16 protein-coding genes are annotated in these 23,712 nt (G+C 63.2%); 2 read left to right on the top strand and 14 right to left on the bottom strand.

Features of this window, described 5'->3' with window-relative positions; genetic code table 11:
• Positions 1-5,649: VCBS domain-containing protein (locus tag EN859_RS17545; protein WP_210237699.1), on the bottom strand; the 5,649-nt coding region annotated here is incomplete at its 3' end.
• Between the two features lie 323 nt (positions 5,650-5,972).
• Here EN859_RS17545 and EN859_RS17540 point away from each other — a divergent pair.
• The gene (locus tag EN859_RS17540; protein ID WP_127854144.1) at positions 5,973-6,920 is read left to right on the top strand and encodes a transglutaminase-like cysteine peptidase; all 948 of its coding nucleotides are present in this window, start codon (positions 5,973-5,975) and stop codon (positions 6,918-6,920) included.
• Positions 6,921-7,015: 95 nt separating this feature from the next.
• On the opposite strand, the gene EN859_RS17535 is transcribed toward EN859_RS17540, so the two are convergent.
• The 9 genes from EN859_RS17535 to EN859_RS17495 all read right to left on the bottom strand — a co-directional run bounded on the left by EN859_RS17535 (position 7,016) and on the right by EN859_RS17495 (position 17,878).
• Positions 7,016-7,657, bottom strand: a complete 642-nt coding sequence (locus EN859_RS17535; protein ID WP_127854143.1) for a ribbon-helix-helix domain-containing protein — start codon at positions 7,655-7,657, stop codon at positions 7,016-7,018.
• Entirely contained in the window at positions 7,647-8,936 is a 1,290-nt protein-coding gene (locus EN859_RS17530; protein WP_127854142.1) for an HlyD family type I secretion periplasmic adaptor subunit, read from the bottom strand. The genes EN859_RS17535 and EN859_RS17530 overlap by 11 nt, the downstream gene beginning before the upstream one ends.
• A gap of 46 nt (positions 8,937-8,982) precedes the next feature.
• Complete coding sequence (locus EN859_RS17525; RefSeq protein WP_127854141.1) at positions 8,983-11,115, bottom strand: type I secretion system permease/ATPase; 2,133 nt, start codon at positions 11,113-11,115, stop codon at positions 8,983-8,985.
• 40 nt (positions 11,116-11,155) lie between these two features.
• Positions 11,156-12,604, bottom strand: coding sequence for a TolC family protein (locus EN859_RS17520; RefSeq protein WP_127854140.1), 1,449 nt, complete (start codon positions 12,602-12,604; stop codon positions 11,156-11,158).
• Positions 12,605-12,956: 352 nt separating this feature from the next.
• Positions 12,957-14,615: an FAD-binding dehydrogenase gene (locus tag EN859_RS17515; RefSeq protein WP_127854139.1), complete on the bottom strand. Its 1,659-nt coding sequence runs from the start codon at positions 14,613-14,615 to the stop codon at positions 12,957-12,959.
• 21 nt (positions 14,616-14,636) lie between these two features.
• Positions 14,637-15,623: a Gfo/Idh/MocA family oxidoreductase gene (locus EN859_RS17510; RefSeq protein WP_127854138.1), complete on the bottom strand. Its 987-nt coding sequence runs from the start codon at positions 15,621-15,623 to the stop codon at positions 14,637-14,639.
• A 93-nt stretch (positions 15,624-15,716) separates the two neighbouring features.
• Complete coding sequence (locus EN859_RS17505; RefSeq protein WP_127854137.1) at positions 15,717-16,292, bottom strand: YceI family protein; 576 nt, start codon at positions 16,290-16,292, stop codon at positions 15,717-15,719.
• 70 nt (positions 16,293-16,362) lie between these two features.
• Positions 16,363-16,941 carry a cytochrome b gene (locus tag EN859_RS17500; protein ID WP_127854136.1) on the bottom strand — a complete coding sequence of 193 codons (579 nt, stop codon included), beginning with the start codon at positions 16,939-16,941 and terminating at the stop codon, positions 16,363-16,365.
• Positions 16,942-16,987: 46 nt separating this feature from the next.
• Positions 16,988-17,878 carry a LysR family transcriptional regulator gene (locus EN859_RS17495; RefSeq protein ID WP_127854135.1) on the bottom strand — a complete coding sequence of 297 codons (891 nt, stop codon included), beginning with the start codon at positions 17,876-17,878 and terminating at the stop codon, positions 16,988-16,990.
• A 96-nt stretch (positions 17,879-17,974) separates the two neighbouring features.
• On the opposite strand from EN859_RS17495, the gene EN859_RS17490 reads away from it, so the two are divergent.
• Complete coding sequence (locus EN859_RS17490) at positions 17,975-18,970, top strand: aldo/keto reductase (RefSeq protein WP_127854134.1); 996 nt, start codon at positions 17,975-17,977, stop codon at positions 18,968-18,970.
• Between the two features lie 149 nt (positions 18,971-19,119).
• Here EN859_RS17490 and EN859_RS17485 read toward each other — a convergent pair whose 3' ends face one another.
• The 4 genes from EN859_RS17485 to pheS are packed head-to-tail and all read right to left on the bottom strand — an operon-like array spanning position 19,120 to position 23,670.
• The gene (locus EN859_RS17485) at positions 19,120-19,722 is read right to left on the bottom strand and encodes a nucleotidyltransferase family protein (RefSeq protein ID WP_127854133.1); all 603 of its coding nucleotides are present in this window, start codon (positions 19,720-19,722) and stop codon (positions 19,120-19,122) included.
• 38 nt (positions 19,723-19,760) lie between these two features.
• Positions 19,761-22,169 carry a phenylalanine--tRNA ligase subunit beta gene (gene pheT, locus EN859_RS17480; protein ID WP_127854132.1) on the bottom strand — a complete coding sequence of 803 codons (2,409 nt, stop codon included), beginning with the start codon at positions 22,167-22,169 and terminating at the stop codon, positions 19,761-19,763.
• Positions 22,166-22,588 (bottom strand): GFA family protein, encoded by a 423-nt coding sequence (locus EN859_RS17475; protein ID WP_127854131.1) that lies wholly within the window; start codon positions 22,586-22,588, stop codon positions 22,166-22,168. The genes pheT and EN859_RS17475 overlap by 4 nt, the downstream gene beginning before the upstream one ends.
• Positions 22,585-23,670: a phenylalanine--tRNA ligase subunit alpha gene (gene pheS / locus EN859_RS17470; protein WP_127854130.1), complete on the bottom strand. Its 1,086-nt coding sequence runs from the start codon at positions 23,668-23,670 to the stop codon at positions 22,585-22,587. Before pheS ends, EN859_RS17475 begins: the two co-directional genes overlap by 4 nt.
• Between the last annotated feature and the right edge of the window lie 42 nt (positions 23,671-23,712).

Raw genomic sequence — 23,712 nt, 5'->3', positions numbered from 1 at the left:
GTTGACCGCATTGGGCACGTCGTCGACGATGTCGATGACGATCGCAGCCGGTGCCGACGACGAGGTGCCGTCAAACACGGTGAGCGAGAAGCTGTCGGCCTCGGTGCCCGGGCCGTCCGTCGTCGGGCTGGTCAGCGTGTACTGGTAGCTGGCGATGCCCGTCGCCGGATCGTAGCCGGTGATCAGCAGCGTGCCGTGGTCGCCCACAAAGCTCGAACCGTTGAGGCTGCCGATGGCAACCGTGGTGCCGCCGATGGTGACGCTCTGCACGTCGTCGAGCCCGTCAGGGTCCGACAGAGTGAAGGTGCCCGTCGCGATCTGGCTGCCGTTGCCGGCCGCCGAACCCGCCGGCAGCCCGGCCTCGAACACCTGGTCGTTCCCGCCGCCCGGATTGCCCGGGTCGACGACCACCTGCGGCACGTCGTTGGTGCCGTTGATGGTGATCGTCAGCGTCGCCGTGTCGGTGTCGCCGTCGGCGTCCTTCATCGTGTAGTTGAAGGTCTCGCTCAGGCTCTGGCCGGCATCCAGCGCCTGCACCGCCGGATCGGCGTTGTTGAGTGTATAGCTGTAGCTGCCGTCGGCATTGGCCACGAAGGTGCCGTGCGCGCCGGTGATGCTGCCGTCCCAGCTGACGAAGCTCGTCGGCGTGTCGGCGCCTGGCTGGTTGTTGGCATGCAGGTCGTTGGTCAGGACATTGCCGTTGATCGCCGAGACCGCGTCCTCGCTGACGCTGTTGGTGTCGTCGACCGCATTGGGCACGTCGTCGACGATGTCGATGACGATCGCAGCCGGTGCCGACGACGAGGTGCCGTCAAACACGGTGAGCGAGAAGCTGTCGGCCTCGGTGCCCGGGCCGTCCGTCGTCGGGCTGGTCAGCGTGTACTGGTAGCTGGCGATGCCCGTCGCCGGATCGTAGCCGGTGATCAGCAGCGTGCCGTGGTCGCCCACAAAGCTCGAACCGTTGAGGCTGCCGATGGCAACCGTGGTGCCGCCGATGGTGACGCTCTGCACGTCGTCGAGCCCGTCAGGGTCCGACAGAGTGAAGGTGCCCGTCGCGATCTGGCTGCCGTTGCCGGCCGCCGAACCCGCCGGCAGCCCGGCCTCGAACACCTGGTCGTTCCCGCCGCCCGGATTGCCCGGGTCGACGACCACCTGCGGCACGTCGTTGGTGCCGTTGATGGTGATCGTCAGCGTCGCCGTGTCGGTGTCGCCGTCGGCGTCCTTCATCGTGTAGTTGAAGGTCTCGCTCAGGCTCTGGCCGGCATCCAGCGCCTGCACCGCGGCATATCCGGCTGGGTTCTGGGCTTGGGTATAGAGCACATAGGTGTGGCTGCCGTCGGCGCCGACCGTAAGCTGGCCGTAGGTACCGGCAACATGATTGGCAACTGCACCATCCCAGGCGATCGAGCCGAAGCCGTCGCTGCCAAGGTGGTCCGCCTGGCCATCGGTTGCGTTTGCGTCCGCGCCGCCCGCACCGGTGACGACGTTTCCGTCGGCGGTAAGCGGACCGTCCTCGGTGACCGAGTCCTGATCATCGACAGCGAGCGGTCCATCGTCCTGGAATTCGACGCTCAAGGCAACATCGGAAACGGCTGTGCTCGAATCGCCGTCGAAATCGGTGATGGTCGCTTTCACGTGCAGATCGGCAGCGACAATGGCGATGTCGTCGAAGGCGGCTGCGCTCGAACCATCGATAGTGTGAGCGATCGGCTGATATTGCCCGATCCAGATCGCTCCGGTCGGATCGACATAAACCTTGAAGATGTCGACGCCATTGGCCGAGCCAACGAGCACCCCGTCCGAATTTGTCGAGAGCAGGATCGCCGAGCCGTCAAGCGTCTTCAGGCCTGAATCGACGTTCACCAGCGGATTGCCGTTCGCGTCCGTCACGGCAAAGGAAAATGTCGCACCCTCGTCCGCGCCGACCGAGCTATTGAACAGGCCGAGTGCGCTGGCTGACGATTTTGCATAGCCGAGCGCGCCTGCCTCGGTGACCAGGGCCGGCGGGGGCAACGCGGTGTCGTCGGCCGGATTGGGATCGGCGGCATTGTTGATGCCGGCAGTTTCGTCGTGGCTGACCCTGAAGACTTCGGTCTCAATGGTGGTGGTCGTGACCTTGGCTTCGATGCCGAAGATCTTGAACGAGTTTCCGCCGGTCAAGGTGGTGTCTGTCGTTCCGTTGCCGTCGGAATCAAATTTGAAATCGTCGTAGTTGCCCACCTTGAGCTGGTCGAACGGGGTGCTACCAATGACCTCGACCGTTGCACCATCCGGCACGCCGGCGAAGGCGTAGCCAACCTGCACGCCGCTTTCGAAAACCGCCGTGCCGAGCGTTGCAACACCGTTGATGTTTACGGTGAACGGCTCGAATGCACCCCCGTCCTTCGCGCCGATGAACAAGACCGCGGCTTCGACACCTTGGGCCTCCGCCACATCGATCGTGAACTTGACTGAGTCGACATCGTATGAACCGCTATCGGTGATGATCGGCGGATTCGGATTGTTGGTAGTGATGGCAAGATTGTTGACGAAGTCCATCGTCAGGATTTCAGGTCCCGACAAGTTGGGCTTGCTGTCAAAACCGTCAATGATCTGGCCGTCGCCGATGCCAATCTTGGTGCCAGTGGTGTTGACGGAATTGTCGCCTTCGTTGACGTCGATGCCACTAAGCTTGATGTCGTGGTTGCCGGCGCCGTCCATGCCGCGAACGTCGGTGTTGCCGGCCTGCAGCGTGTAGACGATCGTTTCGGTCGTGGTTGTGGTTGTTGTATCGGCATCGCGCGGGGCGATTTGCGGAACGTCATCGAGCACCTGGACCTTGAACGTGCCTGCCGCCAGTCCGATCGTGTCGCCATCGCCGTCCGTGGCAACAACAAATGACGAAAGATCGATCCCGCCATTCGCCAGCGTGTTTTCGGTGTCGTCACCCGCAATGGTGTCGAGCGTCGGGTGGTCGATCTGGTCGATCAGCGTGAAGACATAGGAGCCATCGGCCCCGACAGTTAGCGTGAAGACCGCACGGTCGGTGCCCGCCTGATAGCCGGTGCCGCCGCCAACATCGACATAGCCAGTCAGCGTCGTGCCGTCGGAGACGATCAAAACGTCTCCGCCCTTCGAGTCGAAACCGGAGTCCGACGGAGTGGCTTGCGTGACGAGGCTAAAAGCCGTGGCAGTCGGGCCGTCCGAACCGAAGTCAACGAGCGCATTCAGTGCACCGGCCGCGCCGATGGCGACAGCTGAGTTTGTTCCAGTTACCTCGCCGTCGGGCTGAGGATTGTCGACGTTTCCAGTGGACTGGATGTTATGGAGGCCGTCCTCATCGACACTTGCCGTGATCTGGGCGGCGCCATTGGCCGTCGGGCCGTCATCGTCGAACGAGAATGCCGAGCCCCTTCCGTCGATCAGGTTGACCGTCGCCGTCTCGGTGATGGTATCGCCGTCGCCGTCCTGGCGGGTGACCTCATACTGAAGCTGCACCGTGCCGCCATCGGTCAGCGACAGGTTGAGCTCGGAATCGAAATTGTTGCCGTCGGCGCCGTGATCGAGCGCCTCGTAGAGCGTGGTCTGCAACTGCTCGGCACCGGGCGCGCCGACGATCTGGATGGTCAGGACCTGATCGCCCTGGGCGTCACGGCCGACAATGACGCTGCCTTCCAGAAACAGCGTGATGGCGCCGCCATCCGTGGCCGTCAGGTTGGTCGCGAGGCCACCAACCGGAATGCCGCTGAAGCTCAGGGTTGCGCTGACGGTACCGGGGCCATCGGAGCCATAGCTGCCGCCGATCGTGAACAGATTGGTCAGCCCGCCCGACACGGCGGTGCTGACCTGCGCCAGGCCTGGGCCAGCATCGTCGGTGTTGGCATTGCCGCCGGCATCTTCCGTCTCGCTGCCATTGTAGCGATCGGCGCCAACCGTCTCGTCGAGTTCGACCGAAAGCAGGCCAGCCGCACCCTCATTGGCGCTCACCGTCAGGCTTGGGCCATCGTCGTCGAACGAAAATGCCGAGCCATTGCCATCGATCAGGTTAACCGTCGCATTTCCGGTGACGGTGTCGCCGTCACCGTCAGTGCGGGTGACCTCATACTGAAGCTGCACCGTGCCGCCATCGGTCAGCGAAAGGTTGAGCTCGGAATCGAATTTGTTGCCATCGGCACGGTGGTCGAGCGCTTCGTACAGTGTTGTCTGCAACTGCTCGGAGCCAGGCGCGCCGACAATCGCGATGGTCAGGACCTGATCGCCCTGCGTGTCACGGCCGACAATAACGCCGCCTTCGAGAAACAGCGTGATGGCGCCGCCGTCCGTCGCCGTCAGATTGGTCGCGAGGCCCGCAGCTGGTATGCCGGTGAAGGCGAACTGCGTGGTCGTGCTGCCTGGTCCGTCGGCCCCGTAGACGCCACCAACTGCGAACAGCGAAGAGAGGCCGCCCGCCAGTCCGGTCGTTACCTGTGCCAGACCGACACCGTCATCGGTGTTGGCGTTGCCGCCGGCATCTTCCGTCTCACCCAGGCCGCCATTGTAGCGATCCGCGCCGACCGTCTCGTCGAGCTCGACCGCAAGCAGCTGAGCCGCTTGCGCGCTTGCCTGGACCGAAAGAGTAGGGCCGTCGTCGAGCACGCCGACGTTGAGCGTCGCCGTGGCCTGATCGTCGTCCGTGTCGGTTATCACAATAGCGAAACTGTCGGAGACGCCCTCAGTCGTTCCGGTCGAAGGATTGTCGTGGTGGTCCAGGGTATTGTCGGCAAGGGTATAGAACCAGCTATAGCCGTCCGTTGGATTGCCGGTGACCACCAGCGTGCCATACTGCCCGACAACGCTGCCGCCGTTGGTCACATCGATGCCGTCGATGACCAGCGAGCCGATGCCGTCGCCGGACACAATGTTAAATGTGCCTGAGGCCTGTTCAGCGGTGCTCGCCGGGTTTGTCCCGTCGGAAAGAGCGGCCTCGTCGACGACCAGGCCGGAGCCGAGGTCGATGCTTGGAGTTGTGTCTTCTTCCCTGACGCCGATCGTCAGTTCACGCGGCTCCAGCTGCCCAAACTGCAGGGCAGTCGGCGGCAGCAGGTCCGAGAGGTCGAATCCGTTGCCTATGCCGCCGGGGGGAATTGCGAAGTTTCCGCCGGCGCTGCCCGGGGATCCGTTTCCCGCCTGGATCGAACCGTCGGCGCCGAAGGCGATGTCGACATGGCTTGCTTCCAGCGCCGCCAGCAAGGCTACGCGCGGCACCTCGACGTCGCCGAGGATGAAGGTCGGTACGTTCAGGGCGCCGTCCTTGATGACGATCACCGAGCCGTCCGGCTGCTCGAGCAGCAGGTTGTGGCCCTCGACGCGGATGTTGTCGATCGCAACGTTGGCCGGAAGTTTTACGACGTTGCCGGCGTCGGCCACATATTCATGCGCCGCCGGAGCGTTTGCAGCTGCCGCTGGCGCTTCTGCCTGCGCCGGAGCCTGGGCGCCGCTGCCGACATCGACCGGCACCGGCTCGGCTGCGGCCGGTTGCCCCGTCGCGGCTGCCTGTGCGAGCTGGATCTCTGCCGGGGCTGCCGGGCCGCTGTGCTCACTGGAAATGCGTTCACTGGAAATGTGTTCGCTCGAAACGGAATGCTCGTTCCACGAACCCGAAACATTGTCCAACTCGTTATTGGTCGTCATGGCTGAAACCCCTCCGGTATTTCCCGGATAGAGACAGCCACATCAGCGGCTTTGCAACAGCCTCTCAAGCTATTTCATATATCCTGTTATGCACGCGCAAGCATTTTTTACGCATGGTAAACTGCCTCGATATAACCAGTTATAGAGTAGTAACTCCCGGGCCTCTTAGTGTCGGAACCTCGGCGGTTGCCTGGGTAGCAGAAGTATAAATTTGAATAAAATTTTAGACAAAGTAGACAAAGCTTCTTGCCGCAAAGTTATCCACCTTCATTTCCAATAATTTGAGACAAGATTGGTAGCATCCACAGTCAAAGGTGGGCGCTATGAACGAACAAAAAACTGCTCCGGGAAAAACCCGAATCAAGGTGCTGTTGCTGGCGATCGGCCTTGCCGGCCTGGCACAGCCATCATTCGCGAATGCGGCTTTCAGGGATGACGCCACTGCCGGCGCATTCCCGGAAAAGGTCCATGCGCCCTTCGATCTCGGCGGCGTTTCGCTGCAGCGGCCGCAGCCTTGGCAGCCTGCCGCGGCTTATCGGATCGGCATGGTCTTCGGTAGCTATGGCCCGGCCGTAGCGGATGCCGACCCTTCGACTGCGCAGAGGGACACCGCGCAAGGCGATGTCGACATCGACCCAGTACAGACGGCGGCGATCATCCCGGGGGTGTTCGGATCGGTCGCTTTGTCGATGCGCAACTTCCCCGTTGCGGCGCGCTGGGCGCCGGTCTACCGGGCGATCGTCGGCTGCTCGGCGGGCAGCGCTTGCGAGCGCAAGAGCTTCGCTTTCGCCAACCTCATAGACGCGGCTCGAGGCAAGGCATTCAGCGACAAGCTGTCCTTCGTCAATAGCAGCGTCAATCGCCTGATCGCCTACAGGAAGGATAGCGCCGTCTACGGCAGGCTTGATTATTGGGCGAAGCCTGCGGAAATCCTCGACCGGCGGGCCGGTGATTGCGAGGATTTCGCGATCCTCAAGATGACGGCGCTGCTGAGGGCCGGCATTCCGGCGCAGGCGATGTCGCTGATTGTCCTCCAGGATCGCCGCAGGGGTTTCTTTCACGCCGTGCTGTCGGTAAGCACCGGCAGCGGCGCCTTCATCCTCGACAGCCTCAGCAATGTAGTTCTGCGCGACGGCGATCTCCCCGATTACCTGCCGCTCTATTCCTTCAGCACCGACCGGGCGTGGATCCACGGCGCGAGAGCCGGCGGGGCTGAGATGGCCGACATCAAGGGTGGCTTCGCCACGGTCGCACCCGGGGAAGGCCTGTAGCCGGTTCCTGCAAACATGGCGCGGAGCGTCGTCAGACTAGATTGAATGCCTGTTTGTTCCACAGCGCCGCGACATGCAGCCGCGGCATGCATTGGCTACCCGCCGAACACGAACGCCATCAGCAACTCCGGTTCGGCTACCGGCGCCCGCACCGCGCTCAGCTGGCCTCGATAGCGGCGTTCGCCGGCACCGATGACAAAGCCGCTGGCGACCGGGACTTCGCCATTGGCGTCGAGCCGCGCGAATATGTCGGCCACATTGAGATCCAGCGCCAGTTTGAGGTCGTGGCGTGCGTCGTCGTTGGGTCCCGGCGGCAACTGGCGCTTGACCAGTTGCTGGAACGGCGCGTTGAAGCTCAGGATCTTCTTCGACGACGCCAGCGCGAAAGCCGGCGACGGGCAGGCGACCAGGATGGCGTTGATCGTCCTGATCGACGCCAGCCTTCGCAAGGTCACGTTCTCGTCCGCCAACGCGCGTATGCAGGCGACCCGGATCGCCGATGTCAGGTTCCCGGTGTCGGGATGTCTTGCGGCGATCTCGTCGATCAGCATGCCGATCGTGCATTTCCGGGATTCGGCCATCTGCTTCAGCGATGCCCAGAAAGCCCGTTCCAGGCGAATGCCGCGCCGTATGCCGCCACGCGCGACAACCCTGAATTCCAGCCCGAAATCTTCCCTGGCCAGCGGCAGCAGCAACGTGTCGCGATGGGAGACAGGTAAAGCCGCGCTATCGTTCACTCATCGCCTCCTGACGCGCCTTGTTGATGGGCTTGAGAAGGTAGCTCAGGATCGTCTTGCGTCCGGTCTTGATGTCGACTGAGCAGATCATACCCGGGATGATCGAATAGGCCTTGCCATCCCTTTCGAGCGTCGACTTCTCCGTCGCCACACGCACCTGGTAGTAGGGCTCACCCGTCTTCTGGTCGACCAGGCTGTCGGCGGTGATGTTCGAGACCTTGCCCTCGATGCCGCCGAAGATCGAGAAATCGTAAGCGGTGACCTTTATCAGCGCATCCTGGTCGGGGCGGATGAAGGCGACGTCGCGAGGCGAGACCCGCGCTTCGACCAGCAAGGTTTCGGACGTCGGCACGATGCCGGCCACGACGGCACCGGGCTGGACAAAGGCGCCGACGGTGTTCAGTTCCAGCGTGTTGACGATGCCGTCCACCGGCGAGCGGATGTCGGTGCGCGCCACCTTGTCGGTCGCGCCGCGAATGGTTTCGTCCACGACCGAGAGGTCGGCCAGCGCCTGGGTCAGGTCGTCCAACGCTTCCTGCTGCAGTTGCAGGCCAAGCTCCTCGACCTGGAGCTGCGCTTCGGTGATCGACGACTTGATCCTCTTGACGGTCTCGCCGGCGAGGTTCAGCTGACCGTTGAGCTCGGCTTGTTCGCGCTCGACCCGGATCTGCTCAGTTCTCGCCATCAGGCCCTTCTTGACCATCGCTTCGACCAGCTTCGCCTCCTGGTCGCTGACGACCAGGTTCTTGGTCAGGCGGTCGGTATTGGCGGTCGCCTCATCCAGCTCCTTTTCGCGCTGGTCGAGGCGTGATTTCAAAACCGACAATTTGTTGTCGAAGTTTCCGCGCCGGGCGATGAGCAGCTTTTGCTCGTTGTCGCAGATTTGCGGTGCGGCCGCCTGAATGTCCTCAGGGCACGGGAAGGGGCCGGAAAGATTGCCGCTTTGCTCGTATTTGAGCCTTGCGATGCGCACCTCCAGCGCGCGCGCCTTGGCCTGCTGTTCGCCAAGGCTGGACGTGTTCAACGTATTGTCGAGGCGGATGATCAGGTCGTTCTTCTTGACGACCTGGCCGATCTTCACCGCGATTTCCTGAACCACGCCTGGTTCGCTGGCCTGGATGATCTGAGTCTTGGATGCCGGGATGACCTTGCCGTCGCCGCGCGCGATTTCATCGACCTCGGCGAAGGACGCCCAGGCGACAAAAGCGACAAAGAGCGCCCCTACGATGAATATGGACGCCGACGCAAAAAGCGGCGGACGATCTTCCTTGGCAAGCATTTCCTACGCCCCATTATATTGAACTTGTTCAATATAATTTACCCTCTCAGGCAGTTTTCTTCTGCAACGCCTGAATGACTTGTTCCTTCGGCCCGTCGGCGACGATCCTGCCTTGTTCGATAACAATTAGGCGATCAGCCAACTCGAGCATGCTGTAGCGGTGGGTCGAGACGATAAGCGTCGTGTTGCGGTCGAACGCCACCTTGAGCTGTTTTATCAGTTGTCGTTCCGAGGCGAGGTCCATCGAACCCGATGGCTCGTCCAGGAAAACGATTTTCGGCTTGGTCAAAAGCAGGCGCGCAATCGCCACGGTCTGCCTCTGGCCGCCCGAGAGATTGGTGCCGCGCTCGCCGACATTCATGTCGTAGCCGCGCGGGTGGCGCGAGACGAATTCGTCGACGCCGGCTGCCTTTGCAGCATCGATGATCTCTTCGTCGGTCGCTTCCGGAGCTGCCATCAGGAGGTTCTCCTTGATGGTGCCTGAAAACAGGTCGCCGGCCTGGGCAACGATCCCGACCGCGGCGCGCACTTCCGACGGGTGGTATTGGCGAATGTCGATACCGTCGAGCAGCAGCTCTCCCGAGGTCGGCAGGAATAGCCGGCCGATCAGCCGGCCCATCGTCGTCTTGCCCGATCCGATGCGGCCGATGATGCCGATCCGCTCCCCTGGCTTGACCGAGAAATTCAGACCGGTCAAAACCTCGTTTTCCGAACCCGGGTAGACGAAGCCGACATTCTTGAACACCATCGCACCGTTGCGGATCGGGCGATTGACGAAGCCCACCGTGTCCGGCCGGTCCTCCGGCTGAGCCATGATCGAATTGACGATCCTCAATGACAGCATCGCCTGGCGGAACCTAGACAGCGTGATGGCGATCTGGCCAAGCGGGGCCACCGCCCGGCTCGCCAGCATCACTGTCCCGATTATTGCTCCTGTCGAAACATGGCCTTCCGAAAAGGCATAGGCACCAGCCACGACCAGGGCGACGGTCACCAGCTGCTGGATGGATTGCGTGATGTTGCCGGCGGCGGCCGAAAGCTGCTTGATCTTTTCCGATGTGTTGGCGGCATTCTTCGAGTGCTCGCCCCATTTGCGCAGCAGATACGCCTCGGCGCGCAGCGACTTGATCGTCTCCAGCGTGGAAATCGATTCGACCAGCAAGGCCTGGCGCTGCGAAGCCTCGTTCATCGATGCGGCGACGCGCTTGCCGATGCGGCGCTGCGTGACCAAGCCAACGATGATGGACAACACCAGCGCCAACGCCGGTATGATCACCAGCCAGCCGCCTATCGCATAGATGACCAGAAGGAAGATGAAGACGAAGACCGTGTCGATGAAGACGCTGATGGTGTTGGAGGTGAAAAACTCTCTCACGAACTCGTATTGCGTTATCCGGTTAGAGTATTCTCCGGTCGAGCCGGGCCGCGCCGACAGCGACGAGTTGAGCACTTTTTCGAACAGCAGATACGATATCCGCAGGTCTGCCTTGCGCCCGGCATAGTCGATGAGCGATGCCCGGGCCGTCTTCAAAAGCAGATCGAACAGAATGACGGCGCCGATGCCGATTGCCAGAACCCAGAGTGTCGCTATGGCCTTGTTCGGCAATATCCTGTCGTAGACGTTCATGGTGAAGATCGGCGAGGCGATGGCCAGCAGGTTGATGAATACCGCCGACAGAACGACCTTCGAGTAGGTGCGCCAGAAGGCGCTCATCGTTCCCGTCAGCCAATGCCGTCTTTCAATCTTTTGCGCCGAGCCGACCTTCATTCCTTCGCTGGCGTTGGCATAAGTGATCGAGAAGGAAGCGCCGCCGCTGATGGTGCTGTCGGCCAGCTCGGCTCTGCTGACCGCGGTGCGGCCGTCTTCCTGCGGGGCGGTGAGGTATTCGCCGCCGTCGATTTCCGCCAGCAGGGCAACGGGCAACTGGCTGACGCGAAAGACAATGGCGGGAAGATCGACGCGTCCGCGCAGGAAGTCGCGGTGGTTGAACTCCTTGACCTCCAGGCCGATGCGCTCGGCAAGGTGCCTGATATCGTCTGCCTCAATGCGGCTGTCAGAAAGCGGAACCCCGGCAAACAGCACGGTTTCGGCGCTCGGCCTGCCCAGATAGGCGGCGACCGCCGAAAAACAGGCTTTGAACGCCTCTTTAGGCGATATGATATGTGGTTGCTGGTTCACGATCCACCCGCAACGACCTTCGGTCGACGGTCACACCGGCTTACTTCTTCCTGACCGGGGCGAGGATGTCGAACGGCAGATCGTTCTTCTGTTCCGACGGGGTCCGCGCATAGGTTTCCGTGTCGGCCGTTTCCGGCACGGCGAACTCCGTCCGTGCGTAGGCCGTAGCCTGTTTTGCCGGCTCGAGGTTCATCGTTTTCAGCAGCTGTCCGGTCGCCGCCAGAAGCCGATACTGGGCGAAAAGCGACGCGTAGGATGCGGTATCGGCCAGCGTCGCGGTGTTGAACCGGGTATTCTGCGCATCGAGCACGTCAAGCAGCGAGCGCTGTCCTACCTTGAATTGCTCGCGATAGGAGGAGACAAGCCTTTCGCTTGCGGAAGCCTGCTGCTTCAGGGTCTTGGCGAGGTCGGCCTGCCGAAAGCGGCGGTCCCATGAGGTACGCACCGCTTCCTCGATTTCGCGCAAGACCTGATGCAGGGCGAGACGCTGTTCGCTGGTGCGGCGGATCTGTTCCTGCTCGTTAGCCTTGTCGATGCCGCCGCGGTAGAGGTTCCAGCGCAACACCAGCCGCGCCTGCAGGTCGCTGGCGTCGCCGTCGTCGCCATCGATGTCATATCCGGCCCTGGCGCGACCTTCGGCGACGATATCGGGACCGAATTTCGCCCGTGCCGCGTCTACCAGGGAAGCCGCGGCATCGATGTCGCTGTTGGCCATGTGAACGCGTGGATTGCTTTCCCGCGCCAGCCCCAGCGCCTCGTCAAGCGACCTTGGCAGCGCGCCGCTCACATCGCCTGGCCTTGAAGCGTTGACCAGGGGTTTCCCGACGGTCTTGAAGAACCGTATCTTGGATGCTTCCAGTTCTTCGCTGGCTTCCTGCAGGCGCGCCTTGGCTGCAAAGAGCCGTTCCTCGGCCTGTTGCCGGTCGGCCTCGTTCAGCGCACCGCCCGCAATGCCTTGCTGGATGTCGCCGAGTATAGCCTGGTGGAAGCCCAGGTTCTTCTTCGCCTCGGAGACGATCGAAGCCTGCAGCATGTATTCGAGGTAATCCTGAACGACGGAGAGTCCGATGAATTCGGACCGCTCCAATACCCGGAACGAGGCTCCATCGACGCGCGATGCCTGACGATTCAATTCGGCCCGCCGCGCGCCACTGTCGTAAAGCTTCTGCGTCACCACGAGGTCGGCTTCCGCCGGATAGAGCTCGTCATCGTCTATGGAAAGCGCCCGTCGCGATGAATTGTCGAGGCGGCGCGCCCCCGCCGACGCTTCGAGGTCGATGCTGGGGAGATAGAGGCCCTTCGCCTGGCGCAGTTCGAATTCGATTGCCTCGCGGTTTTCGATCGCTTGGCCGATTTCCGGATTGGACTCGACGGCAACCGCCATGGCCTCCTGGAGCGTGAGCGCATCGGCGCTGCCGCAAGCCAGCATCGAAACCGTCATCAAAAGACCAAGCCGCCTGGCAATGGCCACTTTATTTGTCTTATTCATTTAGACCCCACCAAACTTCCCCCAGCGCTTTTTGAGAAGCGCTACAACCCCAAGCCTACCCTTGGGCTGTAGCCAATTATCTAACAAAAGTCGCCGAGCAAGCAGAGAATAACCGGTTTAATCCCCGCTAAAGGTCTGATTTGGGCAAAAAGGTTCAGCTATGTAGCAAAAATGGCACATAGCTGGTGACCCGCTGAGGTTGTGGTCAAGTGTGCAGTGCAGGAAGATTCGACAAAGTTCTGGAAAAGATCGTGCCGGACTCTGTCCGGCAAAGATCCGCATGTCCGTAGGCCTCGATGCCGACGTCCGGGCTCACCCAACGCCGGCGACCGCCTACATTCTGGTCGCTTTTTCAGGCCACCGAGATCGCTGCGGCCCGGCCGGCGCTGCGGCCGGAAAAAATGCAGCCGCCGAGAAACGTGCCTTCCAGCGCCGCGTAGCCATGCACGCCGCCGCCGCCGAAACCGGCGGCTTCGCCCACCGCATAGAGCCCCTCGACCGGCTGGCCATCAGCACTCAGCACGCGGCTGTCGAGATCGGTCTGCAGGCCGCCCAGCGTCTTGCGCGTCAATATGTTGAGCTTGACCGCGATCAGCGGGCCATTCGCAGGATCGAGCATCTTATGCGGCCTTGCCGTGCGGATCAGCCGGTCGCCCAGATAGGCCCGCGCACCGCGCAGCGCGACGATCTGCATGTCCTTCGAGAACGGGTTGTCGAGCTGCCGGTCGCGGGCACGGATTTCGCGCTCGACCTGCCCCAGCTCGAGCAATGGCTCGCCGCCGGCCAGCGCATTCATGCGGGCAACCAGTGCCGGCAGTTCGGCCTCGACGATGAAATCCTCGCCCTTCTCCATGAATGCCTTGACTGGACCGGGGATGCCGCTGGTGGCGCGGCCGATCACCTGCCGCCAGCTTTTCCCCGTCAGGTCGGGGTTCTGTTCGGAGCCCGACAGCGCGAACTCCTTCTGGATGATCTTCTTGGTCAGGATGAACCAGGAATAGTCGAAGCCGGTGCTCATGATGTGGCTGAGCGTGCCCAACGTGTCGAAGCCGGGATAGAGCGGCACCGGCAGCCGCTTGCCGCGCGCATCGAGCCACAGCGACGACGGCCCGGGCAGGATGCGGATCGCGTGGTCGGTCCAGATCGGCGCCCAGTTCCTGATGCCCTCGACATAGTGCCACATGCGATCGCGGTTGATGACACTGCCGCCGGCCGCCTCGGTGATCGCCAGCATGCGGCCGTCGACATGGTCGGGAACCCCGGTGATCATGCGCTTCGGCGGCGAGCCCAGCCGCCGCGGCCAGTTTTTCCGGACCAGCTCGGGATTGGCGCCGATGCCGCCGGAGGCGACGATGACCGCCTGCGCCTTGAGTTCGAAGTCGCCGGCGACCTCGCGCGAACTCTTGCGGCCGCGCTCGACATCGCTCGGCGCCAATATGTCGCCGCGCACGCCGTCGACGGTGGCGCCGGTCCGGGTCAGCTCGTTGACGCGGTGGCGGAACTTGAAGCGGATCAGCCCGCGCTTCTCGGCCTCGCGCACGCGCTGGACGAACGGTTCGAGCACACCGGGCCCGGTGCCCCAGGTGACGTGAAAGCGCGGCACCGAGTTGCCGTGGCCGACGGCGTTGCCGCCGCCGCGCTCCGCCCAGCCGACGACGGGGAAGAATTTCAGCCCGCGCTGCACGAGCCAGGAGCGCTTCTCGCCGGCAGCGAAGCCGACATAGGCCTCGGCCCATCGGCGCGGCCAGTGATCTTCCGGGCGGTCGAAGGCGGCGGTGCCCAGCCAGTCCTCGAGCGCCAAATCATGCGAATCGCGGATGCGCATGCGCCGCTGCTCGGATGAATCGACGAGGAAAATCCCGCCGAAGGACCAGAACGCCTGGCCGCCCAGCGACTGCTCCGGCTCCTGGTCGACGATGATGGTCTTCCTGCCGGCCTCGGCCAGCTCCGCCGCTGCGACAAGGCCGGCAAGGCCCGCGCCGACAATGATCACGTCCGCATCGTAAGCCATTTCTCCCCCCGGCAAGGATTGTCAGACTTTTTCCCAGCCATCCTTGCCGCCGGCGCGGAAGATGGCATCGATGACCTTCTGGTTGAGCACCGATTCTTCCAGCGTGAAGACGCGGTCCTTGCCGCCCTGTGCCGCCCGCGCGAAGGTTTCGACCTCCAGCCGATACTGCTGCGTGCCGGGGAAGCGGAACACTTGCGCCTCCGTGTGGTTCTGGTTGTGCAGCTCGATGCGATGGTGGTCGTAGAGCCCGGCATTGAACGGCGAGAACACCTCGATGAAGCCCTTCTCGCCGTGGAACACCATCACCTGGCGCGACGCCATCTGCGTCGACAGATAGAACGACAGTTCGAAGTCGCCGAAATCGGCGCGGATCGAGGAATAGATGTCGGTGCCGAATTTCTTGTCGCGCTCGATGGTCGCCTGGACGCGCAGTGGCTCCTTGCCGGTCGAAAACCGTGTCGACACTGTCGGGTAGACGCCGATGTCGGGCAGCGCGCCGCCGCCAAGGTCGAGTTGGTTGCGCATGTTCTTGGGGTCGACATTGTGGTAGGAGAACGCGCCCTGCACATGGCGCAGCCGGCCGATGACGCCGCCGGCGATCAGCTCGCGCACCTTGATCCATTGCGGGTGGTAGGCCACCATGAAGGCCTCGCACACCAGTACCTTTTTGGCGTCGCGCAGCTTGATCAGCGGCGGAATGTCCTTGGCATCGAGCGCCAGCGGCTTTTCGACCAGCACATGCTTGCCGGCCTCGATCGCCTTGGCCGTCCATTCGACATGCTGCGAGGTCGGTAGCGGGATGTAGACGCCATCGACGTCCTTGGACGCAAGCAATTCCTCATAGGAGCCGAAGGCATGGCGCGCGCCGAAACGCTCCGCCAGCGCGTGCGCCTTCGACATGTCGCGGCTGGCGATCGCCGACAGCACGCCGTTCTCCGCTTCGACCATCGCCGGCAAAAGCTGCTCGCGGGCGATCTTGGCCGTCGACAAAACACCCCATCGGAACATCAGGCTTCTCCATCTCGATTGCACCCTGGAGATGTGCCCTAATTCAACAAAAAAGCCAATTGGAGAGTCCCTCAGCCAATCGCGAAGGTGAAGCTAACCCCGCCTGCCGGTCAGCGCCATGTCGAAGTCGACGATGTTCGAATAGATCGGCGTGCCGACATCCATGCCGTAGCGCGACCGCAGCACCTTGCCGGTGACATGGAATTTTATCGTGCCGGCCTTGAGGCCGTCGAGTTCGGCAGTGAACTTTTCCGGGTAGGTTTTGCCGCGCGCCGTCAGCCGGCCGGTGACAAGGGCGGTGGTCTCGCCGATGCGTCTCACGCTGGTCGAGCGGAACTGGATTTCCGGGTTGTTGGCCGTGTCGAACACGGCGTCGGAGCGAAGGAAGGCGTCGATGCGGCTTTGGCCGGTGCCGACGCTTTCGGGAAAGATGGTGATATTGACACGGGAGCGCCCGACATCGCTGTTGTCGATGCGGATACTGCCCTTGAAGCGGGCAAAGGCGCCGTCGAACCCGCCGCCACCGAGCTTGCCGATCGAGAAGCGAATGCTCGAACCGGCCGGGCTGATCGTGTAGCTGCCGGCGGCGTCGCTAAGGGCGACCGCCGCGAAAACAGGCATGGCAAGGCAAACGGCTACCGCCGCAAATCCTAGGATGCGCGCATACATGAGACTGATCCTTTTCTTGGAGGCACTACATTTTCTGCGCCTCGCCCCATGAACGAATGAGCCGCCCGCCCTATTCCGCGTCGTGATTTGACGAAGGCGTGATCATGCGCGTCAGGACTACATCCTTCAGCCAGAAATGATGGCGCAGCGCTGCGGCGATATGCAGGGCGACAAGTCCGATGCTGGCATAGGCGAGATACCAGTGCGCTGCCGTCCAGAAGCCTTCTGCGGCGTCTGATTCCGCGAGTGGCAGGTTCGGCATGACGAACAGGTTGAAGGGCACGCTTGGAATCTCCAGCATCGAGACCGATACCAGCGCCCAGCCGGACAAAGGCAAGGCAAGTTGAAACGCATAAAGCGCCAGGTGAGCGAGCGGTGCCGCCCGACGTTCGAAGTGCCCTACCGAGCGCGGCAGTGCCGGCGCCGCATTGCCGAGCCGCCAGGCGATGCGCAGGATCACCAGCCCGAGCAGCAGGAAGCCAAAGGACTTGTGCAACTGGATCAGTTCGAAGGCGGTGCGCTGGCTGGACAGCCGCACCATGACGAAGCCGAGCACGAACTGACCGATGAAGAGTGCCGCGATCAGCCAGTGAAGGACGATCGTCGCCCAGCCATAACGGGAGGTGTTGTTTGTGATCAATGCAGACATGGTCAGCAAACGACCGCGGCCCCGGCTTTCTTCCAAGGTCGACAGTCTATCGCGTCGTCTTGAAGAAATCGACAAAGGCCCGCAGCGCCGGCCGCATCTGGCGGCGGCTTGGATAATAGACGAAGAAACCGTCGAAGGGTGGGCACCAGTCCTCCAGCACGCGAACGAGCTTGCCGGCAGCAAGCGCATCGCGAACATAATCCTCGAACAGGAAGGCAAGCCCGGCGCCGTCGACCGCCGCATTGGCGATCAGATGGTCCTCGTCGAGGATCAGCGGTCCTTGCACCGTTAGCTCGATCTCCTCGCTGTCCTTCTCGAATTCCCAGCGGTAGAGGATGCCGCTGGAAAAACGAAAACGGATGCAGCGGTGGCCAGCAAGATCATGCGGATGGCGCGGGATCGGCATGGCCCCGAAATAGGATGGCGCGCCGACGACGGCGCCGCGAAGGTCAGGTCCGATGCGCACCGCGATCATGTCGCGCTGCAGGCTTTCGCCGAGCCGCACGCCGGCGTCGAAGCCGCCTTCGACGACATCGGTGAAGCGGTCTTCGATGACGATTTCCAGCACGATGTCCGGATAGGCTGATGCAAAGGCGCCAAGCCGTGGCGTCAGCGCCAGATGCGCGGCGGTCCGCGGCACGGTCAGCCTGAGATTACCGGCCGGCCGGTCGCGCGCCTCGACCGCCGCTTCCAGCGCCAGATCGATCTCCGACAGCGCCGGCCGCAGGCGATCGAGCAGCTGCGCACCTTCTTCGGTCGGGGCGACGCTGCGCGTGCTGCGTGCCAGCAGGCTAACGCCGAGCCGCGCCTCCAGGCTGGAAACCGCGTGGCTGACCGCCGACGGCGCGATGCCGAGTTCCTTGGCCGCGCCGCGAAAGCTTCCGCATTGGGCGACGGTTGCCAGCACCGCAAGTTGGGAAAGGTGAGCTCGATTCATTGATCTATTTGTTGGAACAGCCCGTGCAAATGAGAGCCGATTATCGAACGCGGTGCAAGCCGTTATCTCTGCCGCATCACAACAAGGAGACGCGTGATGCTAACCCGCAAGCTTGGAAATGAACTTGATGTCTATCCGGTCGGCCTCGGCTGCATGGGGATGAGTTTCGGATATGGCGGCCAGGAAGAGGCCGACGCGATCGCCACGCTGCGCCGCGCCGTCGAGATCGGCGTCAATTTCTTCGACACGGCAGAAGTCTACGGCCCCTACGAGAACGAGATCCTGCTCGGCAAGGCGTTGAAGCCGGTCCGTGACAAGGTGACCATCGCGACAAAATTCGGCTTCAAGATCCTGGAGGAAGGCAGCGGCACGGAGCGCATGGCCGGCGTCGACAGTCGCCCCGAACACGTCAGGGCGGTCGCCGAAGCCTCGTTGAAGCGGCTGGGCACCGATGTCATCGACCTCTACTACCAGCATCGCGTCGACCCCAAAGTGCCGATCGAGGATACGGTCGGCGCCATGGCCGAGCTGGTGCGTGAGGGCAAGGTGCGTGCGCTCGGCCTGTCGGAGGCGAGTGCCTCGACCATCCGCCGGGCGCATGCCGTGCATCCGATATCAGCCGTGCAGAGCGAATATTCGCTGTGGAGCCGCGATCCGGAAGAAGAGGTGTTTGCCGTCTGCCGTGAGCTCGGCATCGGCTTCGTCCCTTATAGCCCGCTTGGCCGCGGCCTGCTGACCGGTACGATCAACAAGCCGGAGGTTCTCGGCGCCGACGACTGGCGCCGCGGCTTGCCGCGCTTCCTGGCTGAGGCCATGGCGGCGAACGCGGCTGTCATCGCTGTGCTGGAGACAATGGCTGCGGACAAGGGCGTGACGCCGGCACAGCTGGCGCTTGCCTGGGTGCTGCATCAGGGCGATTTCATCGTGCCGATCCCCGGCGCCCGCAAGATCCGCCACCTCGAACAGAACACGGCAGCGGCACAGATCGTGTTGACCGAAGCCGAGGTAGCGGCCATCGGCGACGCGCTGTCGCCCGACAAGGTCGTCGGCAAGCGCTACACCGAGGAATTGCTGGCGCTGGTCAACGGCTGAACGGCCACGTCAGAGACAATCGAGAGGGGCGCTTCGGCGTCCCTTTTCGAGTGCCGCGGCGCTGAAGATTGTGAGACGTTGGCGGGACAGCGCTCCCGCCGACATTTCTGCATCGTCGGGCGCGGGAGGAACGTCAAGGCATGGCAGACCTACCAAGGCATGACCGTGATCTCCGGCCAGTTCTCCCTTGCACGCGCGCCCTTGGTCTCGTGCGTCTGTCGGCTGTCCAGCACCCGGTTCGGCGTAATGCGAAACGAGAGGATGTCGTCGAGGCCGAAGGGCGCCACGAGATCAAGCTGCCCAGCGTTGTCGAAGCGAACGCCGACCGCATGGGTTTTCGAGGCGAAAAACCGGACTGAGTCGCTGGAACTGGAGTAGCGAGGACACGATCGGCCGAATTTGGCCGGATACCACAGGTGGACCCGGGCCTGATTACGAATCTCGATCGGCAGCGGCAGATCGGCGAAAGTTGGCGCGGCGTTGGCGATGACACGGTCCTCGGCCTCGTAGGATAGGTCAGACCCATCGAAATAGAACAGGTCGACATCCCTGATGCCGTAACCCGCCGGCCTTCCCGTCAGATGGTTCCAGACACTGTTGTAAAGCGCGCCGGAAACGACCAGCCAGTCAGGCAGGGCAAGCGCGCGCACCCGCTCCAGCGTCTCGCGGAGCAGCGGATCGGCCGAGACGATGCCAAGAAAAGCCGCGCGCTGCGCTTCGAAAGAGAGCCCTGAATAGCGCAAATGGTCCATCGCCCTTTGGACGGCGATTCGCCAGGCACGCGCAACCCTCAGCCGCGCAGCACGCCGCCCGTCTGCTTGTGCACGTTCTCGACGATGCGCTTGGCCAGCGCCTCGAAATCCTCGTCGGTCAGCGTCTTTTCGACCGGCTGGATCGATACTTCGATGGCGATCGATTTCTTGTCCGCGCCGAGCGCAGCGCCCTCGAAGACATCGAAGACCGAGACGCCGGTGATCAGTTTCTTGTCGGCGGCAAGCGCTGAGCGAACAAGAGTGCCGGCCTCGACCGCCTTGTCGACGACGAAGGCGAAATCGCGCTTGACCGCCTGGAAGGCGGACAGCTCCAGCCTCGGCTTTGTCCGCGTTGGCCTGGCCTTCGGTTCGGGCACGGCATCGATGAAGACTTCGAAACCGCAGAGCGGCCCCGAGACGTCCAGCTCCTCGAGCGTCTTCGGATGGAACTCGCCGAACGTTCCCAAAATGACCTTCGGCCCAAGCTTGATCGTGCCGGAGCGGCCGGGATGGTACCAGGCGGGGCCACCGGCTTCGATCTGCAGCCGCTCGACCGGCGCGCCGCAGGCTTCGAGGGCGGCGATCGCATCGGCTTTGGCGTCGAACACGCCGACCGGACCGGCATTGCCCGCCCAATGGCGGCCGAAGCCGTCGAGCCTTGCGGTGCCGCGCCGCACGCCGGCGGCGACGCGCCGCTGCTGGTCGGCCGCGTCGCCTTCATAGGTGCCCGACACCTCGAACAGCGCCACGTCGCCGATGCCCTTGTCGGCATTGCGCTGGGCGGCCGCGATCAGCCCCGGCAGCAGCGACGGCCGCATGTCGGACATGTCGGCGGCGATCGGGTTGGCAAGCTTCAACGCCTGTTGGCCGCCGCCGAACAGTTCGGCGTGGCTGGCCGGAATGAACGACCAGGTGATGGCCTCCATCATGCCGCGCACGGCGAGTGCCCGCTTGGCAGCACGGGTGCGGATCTGCAGCACGGTCAGGATTTTGGCGTTGACCGCATCATGCGAGACGAGCGGCTGCGGCGTGATGTTGTCGACGCCGTGGATGCGCATCACCTCCTCGACCAGGTCAGCCTTGCCATCGACATCCGGCCGCCAGGACGGCACGGTGACGTTGACGACGTCGCCCGAGCCTTCCGGCTTGAAACCGAGGCGGGCAAGGATGCCGAGGCTTTCGGCCTTAGGCACTTCGATGCCGGTCAGCCGCTTCACTTCCGAAAGCGGAAAGGAGACGATCTTCGGCGTATGGCCGGCATAGCCGAAGACTTCGGTTTCGCTCGGAGTGCCGCCGCAGAAATCGAGCACCAGCCTCGTTGCCAGCTCCACCCCTGGGACCATGAATTCAGGGTCGACGCCGCGCTCGAACCGGTAGCGCGCATCGCTGATGATGCCGAGCGTGCGGCCGGTGCGCGCCGTGGTCATCGGATCCCACAATGCGGATTCGATCAGCACGTCGGTGGTGTTCTCGTCGCAGCCGGAATGCTCGCCGCCCATGATGCCGGCGATCGATTCGACGCCATCCTCGTCCGCGATCACGCACATCTCCGGGGCCAGCGTGTATTCGCGGCCGTCGAGCGCCAGCGCCTTTTCGCCGTCGCGCGCCCGGCGCACGCTGAGGTTGCCGGTCACCTTGCCGGCATCGAATACATGCAAAGGTCGGCCGCGGTCGAAGGTGACATAGTTGGTGATGTCGACCAGCGCGCTGATCGGCCTCAATCCGATGGCGATCAGCCTTTGCTGCAGCCATTTCGGCGACGGGCCGTTCTTGATGCCGCGTACCAGGCGCAGTGCGAAGCCGGGGCAGAGCTCCGGCGCTTCGATCGTCACCTTGACCGGCGTCTCGCCCTTGCCGGGGATCGCCTCGACCGGTGCGCTCTTGAGCTTGCCGAGACCGCTCGCTGCCAGGTCGCGGGCGATGCCGTGGACGCTGGTGGCATCCGGCCGGTTCGGCGTCAGATTGATCTCGATCAGCGGATCGTCGAGATGCGCATAGGCGGCAAAGCTGGTGCCGACCGGCGCATCGGCGGGCAGGTCGATGATGCCGTGATGTTCGTCCGAAAGCTCCAGTTCGCGCTCCGAGCACATCATGCCGTGGCTTTCGACGCCGCGGATCTTGCCGACCGTCAGTGTCACGTCGATGCCGGGGATGTAGGTGCCGGGTGCCGCAAAGGCGCCGATCAGGCCGGCTCGGGCGTTTGGCGCTCCGCAGACGACCTGCACAGGGGCCTTGCCGTCGCCGGTATCGACCGTCAGCACGCGCAGCCGGTCGGCGTCGGGATGCGGCACCGCCGTCAGCACCCTGGCGATGACAAAGGGTTTCAGGCTCGCTTTGTCGTCGACATGCTCGACTTCGAGGCCGATCGACGTCAGCCGCTCGACGATTTCGGCCAGCGAGGCTTCGGTCTCTAGGTGATCCTTGAGCCAGGAGAGGGTGAATTTCATGACTGTGTTCCGTCTGGTCTGGGCACGCTGGTTTTCAAATGGCGCGGCAAGTCGTCGGGCATGTGCAGGAAGGGAAGTTGTTCGCGCACATGGGCATGGTGCGTCGGCTTGAAATAGGCCGGCATGTCCATGGCGCCGAGCATGAAATAGATGTGGTCAGCCAATCGCTCGTCGACATAGGCGATCGGCGAGCCGCAGACGCCGCAAAACGAGCGCGTCACCGGGCCGTTCTCGAACATCTTCAGCGCCTTGCCTGTGAAGGCGACCTGATCGGTCATGAAACCGACAAAGGCCGAGACCGGCGCGCCGCTGGCCCGCCGGCAATCGCCGCAATGGCAATAGCTGACATGGTGCGGTTCGGCCGAGGCCTCGAACCGCACGGCGCCGCAGCGGCAGCCGCCGGTATGGAGCGCTGTCACGCGCTCAGCCCTCCGAACAGCGTCGGCATGTCGAGCGGCCGAAAACCGTAATGCGACAGCCAGCGCACATCGGCGTCGAAGAAGGCGCGCAGGTCCGGCATGCCGTATTTCAGCATGGCGAGGCGGTCGATGCCCATGCCCCAGGCAAAGCCCTGATACTCGTCGGGGTCGAGCCCGCCGAACCTCAGCACATTGGGGTGGACCATGCCGCAGCCGAGGATCTCCATCCAGTCGGAGCCTTCGCCGAAGCGCACCTCGCCCGGCCGCGAGCGGTCGCACTGAATGTCGACCTCGAGGCTGGGCTCGGTGAACGGGAAGAAGGACGGCCGGAAGCGCATCTTGACCTGCGGCACCTCGAAGAAGGCCTTGCAGAACTCCTCCAGCACCCATTTCATGTTGGCGATGTTGGCTGACCTGTCGATCACCAGCCCCTCGACCTGATGGAACATCGGCGAGTGGGTGGCATCGGAATCCTGGCGGTAGGTCTTGCCGGGGATGACGATGCGGATCGGCGGCTTCTGCGTCTCCATGGTGCGGATCTGCACCGGCGAGGTGTGCGTACGCAAAAGCTTGCGCTCGCCCTTCTCGTCCGGCTGGAAGAAGAAGGTGTCGTGCATCTCGCGCGCCGGATGGCCTTCCGGGAAATTCAGCGCGGTGAAATTGTAATAGTCGGTCTCGATATCCGGACCCTCGGCGATTGCGAAGCCGAGGTCGCCGAAGATCGCCGCGATCTCGTCGATGATCTGGCTGATCGGGTGGATGCGGCCGCGCTCGGCCGGCGACTGGCGCACCGGCAGCGTCACGTCGACCTTTTCCGCCGCGAGCCTGGCTGCGATCGCCACGTCCCTCAGCTCGGCCTTGCGGGCCGAAAGCGCCTCGGTCACGCGGTTCTTGAGGCCATTGATCGCCGGTCCCTTTACCTGGCGTTCCTCGGCGCTCATCGAGCCGAGTGTCTTCAGCATCTCGGAGACCGTGCCCTTCTTGCCGAGGGCGGCGACGCGAACGGCTTCGATCGCGGCCTCGTCTGATGCCGACGCGATGTCGGCCATCAGGGAATTTTCGAGAGTTTCCATGTCACTCATGTTCCAGACCAGATTGGAAGCAAGGAAAAACCCGCGCCAGCC

Source organism: Mesorhizobium sp. M00.F.Ca.ET.216.01.1.1 (genome assembly GCF_004010325.2).
Lineage (GTDB): Bacteria > Pseudomonadota > Alphaproteobacteria > Rhizobiales > Rhizobiaceae > Mesorhizobium.
The sequence above is the reverse complement of the archived record's forward strand: the minus strand, read 5'-3'. Positions and strand labels throughout refer to the sequence as shown.